This window comes from Desulfovibrio subterraneus (genome assembly GCF_013340285.1).
Taxonomy (GTDB): Bacteria; Desulfobacterota; Desulfovibrionia; order Desulfovibrionales; family Desulfovibrionaceae; genus Halodesulfovibrio; species Halodesulfovibrio subterraneus.
Map to the genome: position 1 here is coordinate 62,965 of NZ_BLVO01000005.1, position 12,522 is coordinate 75,486.

At 59.0% G+C, this 12,522-nt stretch carries 8 protein-coding genes; 3 read left to right on the forward strand and 5 right to left on the reverse strand.

Annotated features, from left to right (window positions below; all coding sequences use genetic code 11):
• Positions 1 to 140: 140 nt before the first annotated feature.
• The 3 genes from HUV30_RS03255 to hypF all read left to right on the forward strand — a co-directional run bounded on the left by HUV30_RS03255 (position 141) and on the right by hypF (position 4,636).
• Positions 141 to 1,079: a hypothetical protein gene (locus tag HUV30_RS03255; RefSeq protein ID WP_174404006.1), complete on the forward strand. Its 939-nt coding sequence runs from the start codon at positions 141 to 143 to the stop codon at positions 1,077 to 1,079.
• 154 nt (positions 1,080 to 1,233) lie between these two features.
• A complete protein-coding gene (locus HUV30_RS03260; RefSeq protein WP_174404007.1) occupies positions 1,234 to 2,016 on the forward strand; it encodes a substrate-binding periplasmic protein in 783 nt (260 codons plus the stop codon).
• Between the two features lie 262 nt (positions 2,017 to 2,278).
• Positions 2,279 to 4,636, forward strand: a complete 2,358-nt coding sequence (gene hypF, locus HUV30_RS03265; RefSeq protein WP_174404008.1) for a carbamoyltransferase HypF — start codon at positions 2,279 to 2,281, stop codon at positions 4,634 to 4,636.
• Positions 4,637 to 6,013: 1,377 nt separating this feature from the next.
• On the opposite strand, the gene mutM is transcribed toward hypF, so the two are convergent.
• From mutM to hydE, 5 genes are all read right to left on the reverse strand, one after another.
• Positions 6,014 to 6,883, reverse strand: coding sequence for a bifunctional DNA-formamidopyrimidine glycosylase/DNA-(apurinic or apyrimidinic site) lyase (gene mutM, locus HUV30_RS03270; protein WP_174404009.1), 870 nt, complete (start codon positions 6,881 to 6,883; stop codon positions 6,014 to 6,016).
• Positions 6,884 to 6,905: 22 nt separating this feature from the next.
• The gene (locus HUV30_RS03275) at positions 6,906 to 8,459 is read right to left on the reverse strand and encodes a ChaN family lipoprotein (protein ID WP_174404010.1); all 1,554 of its coding nucleotides are present in this window, start codon (positions 8,457 to 8,459) and stop codon (positions 6,906 to 6,908) included.
• Positions 8,450 to 9,715 carry a phenylacetate--CoA ligase family protein gene (locus HUV30_RS03280; protein ID WP_174404011.1) on the reverse strand — a complete coding sequence of 422 codons (1,266 nt, stop codon included), beginning with the start codon at positions 9,713 to 9,715 and terminating at the stop codon, positions 8,450 to 8,452. Before HUV30_RS03280 ends, HUV30_RS03275 begins: the two co-directional genes overlap by 10 nt.
• Before the next feature lie 393 nt (positions 9,716 to 10,108).
• Positions 10,109 to 11,338 (reverse strand): [FeFe] hydrogenase H-cluster maturation GTPase HydF, encoded by a 1,230-nt coding sequence (hydF, locus tag HUV30_RS03285; protein WP_174404012.1) that lies wholly within the window; start codon positions 11,336 to 11,338, stop codon positions 10,109 to 10,111.
• Positions 11,339 to 11,496: 158 nt separating this feature from the next.
• Positions 11,497 to 12,522 (reverse strand): [FeFe] hydrogenase H-cluster radical SAM maturase HydE, encoded by a 1,026-nt coding sequence (hydE, locus tag HUV30_RS03290; RefSeq protein ID WP_174404013.1) that lies wholly within the window; start codon positions 12,520 to 12,522, stop codon positions 11,497 to 11,499.

Here is a 12,522-nt window from a genome sequence, read left to right on the forward strand (position 1 = left end):
CTGGCTATTTATCCGTGCATTGTTTTGACCGGATACTTGCCGGTAACTTGTTTTCTGGTATGCTTTTCGTATGTACGAGATAATTGAGAATTTATTAGAATGTTGTGTTTCTGTAACCTCTTGCCTGCGGAGTTGCAGTGATGAAAAACGGCGAATTCGGCGTATTCAGCCGGTTATGCACCATGGTTGTTCTGGGCGTTTTGCTCCTGTTGCCTTGCCTCGCATTTGCAGACGGGCAGGGGCGTCCTGCCACGCAGGCGGAGAAGGACTACCACGCAAGGGTGCTGCAGGTATTTGCTAAAGCGCTGCCCCCGGCTCCGGAGGGCTGGCAGATCTCACGGCAGACCGAAATCCGGATTCCTGAGGTGGTGGGAGAAGGATGCGAAGCCAATCCCATGCCTGTGGAATACGAAATTCTGTGGGAAGATGCTGCGCGTCGTGACGAGGCTATGGAGGCCATGACGCAGGCCGGAGTTCAGGTTCTGCAAAAGGAAGCGGCCACAGATTCTGCCACAGACTCTGCCGGGAACCTTGCCGGAAACTCTGCCAAGAACATGGAGGCCGCCTATACCGCACTGGCAGATGAGCTGGGCAAGGCCGCAGATGCCGGTGACCATGCGCGGGTGCAGTCGCTTACCGCAGAACTGGAAGCGATGGCGCAGAAAATGCGCGCTGTATACGAAAAGTGTGATCAGGAATTACAGGCGGCAATGCAGGAACACGAGGTTCGCGATATCCGGGCTTCCGTGTTCATCACGACCAACCGTTTCAGCGAGCACATGAGCGGTTCCGCAACGGAGGGTGAGCCCGTTGCCGGGTGCAAGACCGTGCGGCACGAAGGGTACCGCGATCCGCATTACGGCTGGGCCGAGGGCTCAACCTACATATTCATGGGGCATGACTGGGGTGTGGATGCTGGGCAGGAGCCTGCCGCCATGACCGCACAGGTGAAGCCAGACGTGCCGCATACAGAAATTCAGACGATCATCGTGCGCATCCAGGCTTCGCCGGAAAGGACAGATGAGCTTATCTCCGGCATGGACTGGGAAGTCCTTTCCGCTCTGCTGGGTTCCCGCTGATTCTTGCCGGGTTCCACCGGTTCCCACCGGTTCCCACAGATACCCGCCGGCTCCTGTCGGCTTTTTAAAGAAGCATTATTAATAGCTGTCAGGTGCTGACACCGGGGTGGGCCTGTATTACTCTGGACTGAAATATACAAGGTACCGGAACGCCATGAAACGTCTGCTCGCCGCCATGTTTATCCTGATGCTCCTCCCGACAGCGGGGGACTTTGCCGTTGCTGATAAGAGCGAGGTGCCTTTCAGGGTGATCATGCCGATTGACAATTGGCCTCCCTATCGCGTCGTCTCCAACGGAACCATGAGCGGGCTGGACCTTGACCTTATGAAGGAACTGACGGAGCGCGTGTCGTTCAGGGTTGAGTTTCAGCCCATGCCGTGGAACCGCAGCCTTGTGCAGATGCAGCAGGGCAAGGTGGATGCCATGACCGGACTTGCCAGAAGGCCGGAACGTGAGCAATTCATATACTACATCGAACCGCCGTATTCCGTCTGTTCCACCGTATTCTACACGCCCGAAGGCAAGGGACGTTCCATTCGTACCTATGAAGACCTCAAGGGCAGACGACTCGGTTATGTTTTCGGCTCCGCCTATTTTCAGCAGTTTGATGAAGATCAGACCCTTGGCAAGATAGGTGTGGCCACAGAAGAACAGCTTATCAAAATGATATTGGCGGGCAGGCTGGATGTATTTGTGGGAACTGACTGTCAGGTGGACTACGAGCTTGTTTCGCAGGGGCTGACCGATAAGATAGAAAAGGCCGCGTTCAGACCCGGCAACACGGTGACTTTGTATTTCGGGGTATCCCGTTACTCCATGTTTTTCAGCTATGTGGAAGATCTTGAAAGGGTTATGCGCCAGATGAAGCAGGACGGCACCATACAGCGCATTAACGAAAATTATTTCAGACCCGCAGGAAAAGGGAAGCGGCAATAAGGCTGCCCCCCACCGTCTGCTTATACTTCTGCCTGCCCATACCCAGTCTGCCATCATCTTCCTGATGGATGGTCCGGTTGCTCCACTGTCGGGGCGGCCGGTTTTTTATTTTTCCACTCTTGAAGCTGTGTCCGAGGTGCGTGTCTATATGCGTTCAGCCGTGGTTTCGGTCAGCAATTTTTCAGAAAAAAATATGCGTTAACGATGGGTTGGTGTGTGTGAGCCACTTCCCTCCGCCCGTGTCTTAGGCTATCCTCATCCCATGACCGACTTGATACGCCGCAAATACGTCATTCAGGGGCAGGTGCAGGGGGTGGGGTTCCGGCCCTTCGTGTATCGCATTGCGCTGGATAATGCCATGACAGGCACGGTCAGCAATACGTCCGACGGGGTGTTCATCGAGGTGCAGGGGCCGTCAGCCGCCTTGGAGCAGTTCGGATGTGACCTGACGGACAAGTTACCCCCGTTGGCGCAGGTTGTTTCCCGCACCGAAGAAGACTTGCCCGTGCACGAAGGTGAGGAAGCCTTCATCATCGTTGCCAGCAGCGGCAGCAGCGGCAACACTGTGCTCATAAGCGCCGATGTGGCCACCTGCGACGACTGTCTTGCGGATATGTTCGATCCGGCCAACCCGCGCTATCTCTATCCCTTCACCAACTGCACCAACTGCGGCCCTCGGTATACCATCACCCGCTCCGTTCCCTACGACAGGGACAAAACATCCATGGCCTGTTTTCCGCTGTGTCCTTCGTGCAGGGCGGAATACGAGAACCCGCTGGACAGGCGCTTCCATGCGCAGCCCAACGCATGTCCCGTGTGCGGTCCGCATGTCTGGATGACGACTCCCGATAAGGGAAGCGCAGATGCCGATGGACCCGAACAGGCCGAGGTGTGCCGCGAAACCGAGGCCATCCGCCAGACGGCAAAGGCCCTGAGCAAGGGTCGCATTGCTGCCATCAAAGGGCTCGGCGGTTTTCATCTTGCCTGCGATGCCACAAATGAAGAGGCGGTAACCGCCCTGCGGACACGCAAGAACCGTTGGGGCAAACCCCTTGCCGTGATGGTGCCTGATGTGGCCGCTGCCCGCCTGCTTGCCCATGTCTCAGAGGCGGAAGCCGCACAGATGGCATCGCGTGAGCGGCCCATTGTGCTGTGCAGGGCGCTGGATGCCGGTGCTCTGGCTCCGGCGGTTATGCCGGATACGCACTATGTGGGTATCATGCTGCCGTATACGCCGCTGCATCATGTGCTGTTCCATTTTTTGCGGGAATTTTCCACAGGTCAGGTTCCGGCGCTGGTGATGACCAGCGGCAACATGAGCAGCGAGCCCATTGCCCTTGGCAACCGCGAAGCGCTCAGGCGGCTGCACGGCATTGCCGATCTTTTTCTGTTGCACAACCGCGACATTCTCATCCGCACGGATGACTCTGTTCTGCGGGTGCATCCCGAAACTCAGGAACGCCAGTTCTTCCGCCGCGCGCGCGGGTTTACGCCCCGCCCCGTATTTCTGGAGGGCGACGGTCCCTGCGTGCTCGGCACAGGGCCGGAACTCAAGAATACGCTCTGTTACACGCGCGGTGCGCAGGCCTTTGTTTCCCAGCATATCGGCGATATGCAGAATCTGGAAACATACGGGTTCTATCAGGAGATAGCAGCCCATCTTGCAGATATCCTGCAGGTGGAGCCGCAGGCCGTTATCCGCGATCTGCATCCCGATTATCTTTCCACGCGCTATGCCGAGGGGCTGTCGAAGAAGCGCGGCATTCCCGTGCTCACCCTGCAGCACCATTATGCCCACATACACAGCGTGCTGGCGGAAAACCGGTATGAAGGCCCTGCGCTCGGCCTTGCGCTGGACGGCACCGGATACGGTGAAGACGGCACCATATGGGGCGGCGAGCTGCTCTATGTGGATAACGTGGAACTGGAGCACGAACGCATCGGTCAACTGGCACCCATGCCCCTGCCCGGAGGCGAGGCGGCCATCCGCGAGCCGTGGCGTATTACACAGGGGTTGCTCTGGGAGCTGGGTGTTTTTGAACCGGATACGCGCATGTGGACATGGTGGGAGGAATTTTCCAAAGCGGCAGCATTCCTGCCGCAGATACTTGAGCGGCGCATAAACACGCCCGCCACCTCGTCCTGCGGGCGGCTTTTTGATGCTGTTGCTGCCATGCTCGGCGTATGCCACACGGTGCGGTACGAGGGGCAGGCAGCCATCATGCTGGAAAAGATTCAGGATTTTTCCATAACGGACGGCTATGAATGTCCGGTTCTGCCCGATGCGCAGCCCGCCGTGCTGGATACGCATACCCTGTTCATGCAGGCCTACATGGACTGGTGCATGGAAGTGCCGGAATCCGTCATTGCGCGGCGGTTTCATGTGGGGCTTATCAACGGCGTGGCCGAGCTGACAGCCGCTGTTTCCGGTATCATGGGTATCGATGTGGTGGGGCTGTCCGGCGGGGTGATGCAGAACCGCACCATGAGTATTGAGCTGCCCAAGGCTTTGCGAGAGCGCGGTTTGACTCCGCTGGTGCATACGCAGTTGCCGCCTAATGATGGGTGTATTTCGTTGGGGCAGGCCGCATGGGGCAGGAAGATGTTGTTGCGGGGCTAGGGTGAAGAATTTCGGATTTTTGGAAGCAGGCAGAGATGTCTGCTTTTTTGTTGGCTTGTGTCTGCTTGTTTATCCTTTCACCGACTGCATTGAGTCTTGGCTAGTTATCCCTTTTGCTGCTTTCAGCAAGGCCCCCTCTGGACTCCCCCTGCCTCGCCCCTGCTGTTTCGTTGGCTGGTGTTTCTGTGCTGCCGTGGAAGCGAAGCGCTTCCAATCGGCTTGAGGGTTGAAGGGAGGCCGTGCGCTGTTGGTTGGTATTGGCTAGGTGGGGCCTTCACCGACTACGTTTAGTCTTGGCCAGTTTTCCCTTTTGCTGCCTTCAGCAGGACCAGAAGGGGCCTCAGCCGGGGCGTGCCGCCCCTCAGCAAGGCCCCCTCTGGACTCCCCCTGCCTCGCCCTTGCTTTTTCGTTGGCTGGTGTTTTCGTCTTGCCGTGGAAGCGAAGCGCTTCCAATCGGCCTGCCATTTCGGGTGGGAAGGCACGGGTAGATGTAGCCAGTCCTGCCAGCATGCGAAGCGCATGCAATCGGCCCGTTCATTTCATAGCATAATCCTTGTATAGTTCTACAAAGCTGGAACGGTATGCGGTTCGCGTGTTCTGGGCACTCATCGTTTAGGGATTGTCCAAAAGAATCTTTGCTTGCGTTGGAATCACTCGTCGATTGGAAGCGCTTCGCTTCCACGACAGGAGGAACAACGGCTGACCGCTGATCGGACCGGAGGCCTTTGCTGTCGAGGGAAAGGGGGTACAGATGCTCCGGTGTTGCCATCCGAGACAGTTGCAAAGGGCGGAGGTGACGGGGGCGTGAGTCAGCGGAAGATGAAGAGAAGGGCAGGGCCTAGCATGATCCAAAAAGCGCGGGGGGAGTGGAGAGGGGGCAGCGCGCTGGCGGCCCCGCTCTCCCCGCCGGAGGCTTAGTCCGTCGGGGAAGCAGAGAACGGAGAGATAACGAAACAAACTACTGCGTCATTGCCATCTTGCCCGTCGCTTCGCCAATATTTCCGGACCTGCTTACAGACCATTGCTTGCGACAGAAGGGAGTGTCGATTGGAAGCGCTTCGCTTCCACGACAGGACACTCTATGGCTGACCGTTGATCGGACCGGAGGCCTTTGCTGTCGAGGGTAGGGGTACAGATGCCCCGGTGTTGCCATGCGAGACAGTTGCAAAGGGCGGAGGTGACGGGGGCGAGAGTCAGCGGAAGATGAAGAGAAAGGCAGGGCCTTGCATGGTCCAAAAAAGCGCGGGGGGAGTGGAGAGGGGGCCACGCGCTGGCGGCCCCGCTCTCCCCGCCGGAGGCTTAGCCCTTCGGGGAAGCAGAGAATAGAGAAACAACGGCATGAATCATCGAGGCACTGCCAGCCAGCCTCTTAGCTGATTATTTCTGGCACTTCCCACAAAACACGGTCGTCCGCCCTGCAACCTTGGCGGTGCTGAGCTTTCTGCCGCATACCGTGCACTTCTCACCAGCTTTGCCGTAAACCAGAAAATTATTCTGAAACGCCCCTGCGTCGCCGTGAGCATCCCGATAATCCCGTATGGATGAGCCGCACTCGCGTATTGCCAGTTGCAACACCGCCTGCATTACACCGTGCAGAGCCCTCAGCTTTGCTTCCGGTATGCTGTCGCAGGCGGCATCCGGTCGTATGCGTGCGCGGAAGAGGGATTCATCCGCATAGATGTTGCCAATGCCCGCAATGACGGTCTGGTCCAGCAGGGCAGCCTTGATGCGGGTGCGCCTGCCGCGCAGAAGCTGCACAAAGGCATCTTCGCCAATCTCCAAAGGTTCCGGTCCGAGCTTCTGCCAGAAATTCCACTCCGTGAAATCCTGCGCAGCAAGGGCGCGGCAGTAGCCGAACTTGCGTGCATCATCGAAAAAGACACGGCTGCCATCCGACAGGTCGAATATGATGCGGGTGTGCACAGCAGGGGGCGTGCCTTGCGGATACACGAACAGGCGCCCTGTCATCTTGAGATGAAAGGCCACATGCGTCGGCTGGCTACTCGGCTGCGGGGCAACCACGGGCTTGTCAGTTGCGGATGCGCTGGCAGGGGCAATATCCATCAGCAGCACTTTGCCGCGTCTGTGCACGCGACTGATCACACAGCCTGTAACGCGGTGCTCCAGCAACTCGCGGCGTCCTTCCACCGTTGAGTCGTTGAGAATATGCACGGCGGTAACTGTGCGCCCCTCAACCTGCGGGGCAAGACCTCTGGCAATGGTTTCAACTTCCGGTAGTTCGGGCATGGGAGTCCCTTCGGGGGATGAATCAGTTGGCTGCGGGAGCTTGAGGCGGGGACGATTCTTCCGTCTTGCCGACAGGCATGACAAGCTCGGTCTGCACGGTGCCGCGCAGCACGGTGAACACAAGGTCCTTTCCGGCTTTGGCGGCTTCCAGTCCTGCGGTGTGCAACACCCACATGGAATCAACCGCCGTGCCGTTGGCTGCGGTGATAATGTCGCCCTTCATGAAACCGGCCTTGGCGGCACGGGAGCCGGGCAGCACGTCCAGCACCTGCGCACCACCATCCACCTGCAGCAGGCTGAAGCCCATGCGGCTCTGGTGGGTGAGGCGGCAGTAATACTGCATGTCGGCTTCCAGCGGGTCCAGCGGTTCGGTGCCGCGCCACGGGGTGACGAGCAGCACGCGCGATTCCGGATGCAGCTTGCGTATGCGGTGCGCCATGCCCCAGCCGAATTCCACATGGCCGGAACCTATGAGCACCACAACGGGATTGCCGGTTTCATCCTTGGCCTTGATGGCCTGTTCGGCCATGGCCGTATCCCACAGGGACTGGATGAGGAAAAAGCGGTCCATGCGGCCCGTCATCTTATCCTTGGGGGCAGGAGAAGCTGCCTGTGCAGACTGGTCGCCGGAAGGCTGGGTGACAGACTGTTGCATGCCAGCCGGCAGAGTGCCGGAAGCCAGAATATCAGACGGCCGAGTGCCGGAAGCCTGAGTATCAGAAGGTTGAGAACCGGAACCCTGCACACCCGTGACATTCATATCGGAAGGCTGACTGTCAGCAGATTGCGGCGCCTGCTTCAGAGTCTGATCAGGCGTCTGGTCCGGTGACCGCTCGGGCGCGGGCACAGAAGGCGTCTTGCCAGCCATGGCAGCGGGCTTTTGTCCCTTCATCATGCCTGCGACCTTGGTCATGGTGCCGTTCACCATGGCGCGGTGGGCATCAAACATTTCCTGCAGGGCTTCGCGCTGGGCATCGGATGCCGGAATGATCTTGGCGGGCAGCAGGGCGCGTTCTTCAGGCGCAAGGCTGGAAATACCACCCCTGCTGACTTTTTTGACGATGGTCTGCGGCACGTTCAGCGCGCGGAGCGGCAGTTTGCGGGCATAGACCGTCTCGAATACGGGACGGTAGAGGTCGGAATCATACCCCCATGCCTTTTTCCAGTCGGTGGCGTTGGCAAATTGATCAAGCGGAACGCTGCCTGCGTTCACCTTGTCCAGAAGGGGCTGGTGGTCGATTGGGAACATCTCCAGCCCCACGGTGAACCGCTGGCCGGAATCGGAAAGCGCCTGCATGAGTCTGGCCTGCATGAGGTGGTCGCAGGGAACGGTATGCCCCTCGCCGATGAGAATGAAATCGGCATTGCGGGCGCGTTCGACAAACGAGGCGGTATTGGTGAGCAGGGGCGTTGCGGTGCCGTTGGCAACCAGCAGGGTGCCTTCTTCAAGGCCGGGGAGAAGAGCCGCAGATTTGGGAACAGGCGGCTGCGCCTGATGTGCGCAGCCGCCCAGAATGATCAGGAAAGCAAGGATACAGAGAGCCGAAAGGCTGCGTAATCCTGCTGTTAATCCCATATACGCTTGTCCTCGATGGGACGAATCTGCGGAGGCAGAGAGCCGGGGGTGAGCACCTTGAGCGAGGGACGCAGTTTGATCTTCTCGCGGAACTGGTGCAGCAGCTCGTCCTCACGCTTGAAGTTGCTGGCTTCAATGTAGAGGATCATTTCGTCAATGCCGCCGGGGTTGGTAACTTCGATCTGCCAGCGCTTGATTTCGTCAAAGCGGGCCATGACCTGCTCAACCTGATGCGGGTACACGAACATGCCCTTGATGCGTGCGGTGGTGTCCACGCGGCCCACAATGGAACCGATGCGGGGAGAGGTACGTCCGCAGGCGCAGGGGGAACGGTCAACGTAGCCAAGGTCGCCGGTGGCAAGGCGGATAAGCGGGTAGGTCTTGTTGAAGGCCGTTACCACGATTTCGCCCACTTCGCCGTCCTTGAGCGGAATGCCGGTGTCAGGATGGCAGATTTCCACATAGGCGCGGTTGGCAATGTGCAGGCCGGTCTTGTGGAAGCATTCGTAGCCGATGCAACCCACGTCGGCGGTGCCGTAGCCCTGACGCATGAGCAGGTCGAACTTCTTTTCCAGCTGCGAACGCATCTTTTCGGAAATCTTTTCGCCGGTCACGAAGGCCACTTCGAGGAACAGGTCCTTACGCAGGTTCAGGCCCTTTTCTTCGGCCTTCTGGGCAAGGTGCATGAGGTAGCTGGGCGTACCCACGTAGCCGGTAACGCGCAGCTTCTGCATGATTTCAAGCTGGGTGGCGGCGTTGCCGGGGCCTGCGGGAATGGTAGCACAGCCGAGGTTGCGCAGGGGCTCTTCAAACATCAGGCCCGCAGGGGCGAGATGGTAGTTGAAGGTGATCTGCGCCACGTCGCCGGAACGGAAACCGGCGGAGTAGAAGCCCTCGGTGTATCCCCAGTAGTCGTCGGCACGATCTTCGGGATCGAAAATGGGGCCGGGAGACAGGAAGATGCGCTTGAGTTCGCCAAGGTCCTTGGTCAGCAGGCCGCCAAGGCGCGGTCCCATGGACTGCAGGAAGATGAGTTCTTTCTTCTTGAGAATGGGAATATGCTTGAGGTCGGAAAGAGTCTTGAACTTTTCCACCTGAAACTGGGCGCGGTCAAAACGCTTCTTCACGTCTTCGGAATAGCGGTAGGCGTAAGAGAGAAGGTCTTTCAACTGAATGAGATAATATTGACGACGCTCGCTCTCGTCGAGCACTTCGCGACGGCTGTAAATACCTTCTGTGCGATCTTTACGGGTCATCGTTAAACTCCATGTATGGAATGTATGGGCGTAATGAGAACTTAAAGGCCTACCAGATGGCACATAAGGATGCAAGGATTATTTTAAAATACCATGTATTCAAGATGGTTACAAGATGTTTTTGGAAAAAGTGCACTTCCTGTCAGTCCCATCCTGTCAGCCTCTGCCTGTGTCATGAGGCATACCTGTCGCACCTGCCTGTTCCTGCCTGTTCCTGCCTGTTTCTGCCTGTCTCAGCCTGACCGTGCGTATGCCCCGCTCTCGAACTGCTGCCTGCCATAAACATCATCCGCAGCGCTCTGTTGATAGCGGCCTGCAGTGCAGATGGCCGGATGCCGGGCGGGAGTCGTGGCGTTCTTCGCGGTGAATGGTTGGCGAGCGGGTTGAAGTTCGCTACAGGCCGAAGGGTTTGACCACCCTGTCAAGCACGCCCTGCACCTTGGATATGGCAACACCGTAGTTGGTAATAGGCACCCCGCGCCGTGCGCATTCGCGGATGCGGCGCAGCATCTCTGCGCGGTTGGTCATGCAGCCACCGCAGTGAACGGCAAGGGCGAAGCCTTCAAGGTCCTGCGGAAAGTCGTGGCCCGCGTAGGTGATGAATTCCAGCTTCTTGCCCGTGTACTGGCTGATCCACCGGGGAATCTTCACGCGGCCTATATCGTCCGCCACGGCGTGGTGGGAACAGGCTTCGCACATGAGGATTCTGTCGCCGTCTTTCAGGTAGTCTATGGCGCGGGCGCCCTGCACCATGGTGTGCAGCTCGCCCTTGTAGCGCGCAAAAAGGATGGAAAAAGTGGTCATGGGCACGTGTTCGGGCACCTCGCCCGCCACCTTGAGCACCACCTGCGAATCCGTGACAACCAGCGCAGGGTCGCTACGCAGGGCGGCAAGAGCCTCTTCCAGTTCGCGTTCTTTCACCACAAGGCCGATGGCGTCGCTGTCCAGCACATCGCGCAGCACCTGCACCTGCGGCAGGATGAGACGACCCTTGGGCGCGGCAAGGTCAATGGGCACCACACAGAGCACGGTGTCGCCTTCACCGATAAGGTCGCCCACAAGCACAGGGTCTTCGGCAAATTCGGGCGGTGCGGTGTCTATGAGCGCCTTCTTGACGGCGTCCACTCCTTCGCCCGTGGCGGTGGAGCACAGCACGTGGGGCAGACCTTCGCTGGCGCAGAAGGCGATGTCGTCGGCACTGGGAGCGGCTGCATCCGTTTTGTTGAAGATGACAATGACGGGAATGCCCATCTCGCGCAGGGTGGCCAGAATATCGCGTTCCTCGTTGCCGAGGGCGTCAGGCGTGGAGCCGGAACCTGTGGCAGCGGGACTGGCCACCATCAGGGCCACATCCGTGCGGTAAAGCACCTTGCGGGTGGCCTTGATGCGCAGTTCGCCAAGCTCGCCGGTATCGTCCAGCCCCGCCGTATCATAAAAGGTGACGGGACCCAGCGGTAGCAGCTCGTAATGCTTGGCAACCGGATCAGTTGTGGTGCCGGGGTGATCGGAGACGATGGCAATGTCCTGCCCCGCAAGGGCGTTGATGAGCGACGATTTTCCGGCGTTGCGTCGGCCGACAAGGGTGATGACCATGCGTACGCCTCTGGGGGCTTTTTCAGACATGCCTGTTCTCCTGTCTGTTTGAAGGCAAAGAAATTGTTTGCTGCTGCAGTCTCCGGCGGACAGGAATCAGCTGGCCCCTCTCCTCTGTAAAACCGGAAGAGGGTATCCGGTTGATCTCTGCCGCGACGTATTATGCGTCAGCGGCGCTGAGGTGCCGGTCAACTGTTCGGGTTGTCTGCTGTTCCGGCGCATCCTGTTTTTCTTACCGGCGATTCACCCCGCGATGACGACGGTTCGTAGCCCGCATCGCGCAGCCGTTGCTGCAGCCTGCCCACAATCAGCCGCACCGGTTCTGGCGCGGCATTCTTGCCGGGATAAATATTGTATCCTGCCCGAACGGGTTCCGGCGTGACTGAGGGCATGACCACGTTGGCTCCCGCATTCAGGCCCTGTTCGCGCCCGTGGGCGCTGAGGGCATCAAGCGCGCTGGTGGCGGGAATGTTGGCCGCGGGATTCATGAGCCTGAGCAGGGCCGTGGCCCGCAAGGATTCTTCCATCAGGCCGGGGGCGGCTTCCTTGAGAGGCGTCTGGGGATGCGGGATGAACGGGCCGACGGCAATCATGTCCAGCGGGAGCCCGCTCAGCAGGCGAAGGTCTTCTGCCAGAATATCCGTTGTCATGCCCGGCAGTCCGGTGATGATGCCAGAGCCGGTCTCGTAGCCGATGCGGCAGAGCATCTCCACCCTGTTCAGACGTTCCCGCACGCTTTGTCCCGGTCGCAGGCGGGCGTGCAGTTCGGGATTGAATGTTTCCATTTTGAGCAGATAGCGGTCTGCCCCGCAATCGTGCCAGTAGCGGTAGGCATCCTCGTCATGGTCACCCAATGACAGCGTGATTGAGATGGCGCCCATCTGCTTGATCTGCCCTATCAGGTAGCCGATGGGGCGTATGGCGATGGTCTCTTCTTCGCCGGACTGCAGCACCACGGTGCCCATGCCCAGCTCCACCGCTGTGCGGGCGGCTTGCAGAATGGCATCCGCATCCAGCCTGAAGCGCTGCAGTGCGGTATTGGCATTGCGCAGGCCGCAATAGTGGCAGTTCTTGCGGCAGTGGTTGGTAAATTCCACCACGCCGCGCTGGAACACCTCGCGGCCGAACACGCTGTCGCGCAGGGTGCGGGCTTCGGCAAACAGGGCATCGGCCTGTGGTGCAAGCAGGGCATCACGAATTTCGCTGGGCTGCAT

What these genes read in the sequence shown, in the direction of transcription:
- HUV30_RS03255 (WP_174404006.1), top strand. Translation starts at nt 141, where the DNA reads ATGAAAAACGGCGAATTCGGCGTATTCAGCCGGTTATGCACCATGGTT.
- HUV30_RS03260 (WP_174404007.1), top strand. Translation starts at nt 1,234, where the DNA reads ATGAAACGTCTGCTCGCCGCCATGTTTATCCTGATGCTCCTCCCGACA.
- hypF (WP_174404008.1), top strand. Translation starts at nt 2,279, where the DNA reads ATGACCGACTTGATACGCCGCAAATACGTCATTCAGGGGCAGGTGCAG.
- mutM (WP_174404009.1), bottom strand. Translation starts at nt 6,883, where the DNA reads ATGCCCGAACTACCGGAAGTTGAAACCATTGCCAGAGGTCTTGCCCCG.
- HUV30_RS03275 (WP_174404010.1), bottom strand. Translation starts at nt 8,459, where the DNA reads ATGGGATTAACAGCAGGATTACGCAGCCTTTCGGCTCTCTGTATCCTT.
- HUV30_RS03280 (WP_174404011.1), bottom strand. Translation starts at nt 9,715, where the DNA reads ATGACCCGTAAAGATCGCACAGAAGGTATTTACAGCCGTCGCGAAGTG.
- hydF (WP_174404012.1), bottom strand. Translation starts at nt 11,338, where the DNA reads ATGTCTGAAAAAGCCCCCAGAGGCGTACGCATGGTCATCACCCTTGTC.
- hydE (WP_174404013.1), bottom strand. Translation starts at nt 12,522, where the DNA reads ATGCAGCCCAGCGAAATTCGTGATGCCCTGCTTGCACCACAGGCCGAT.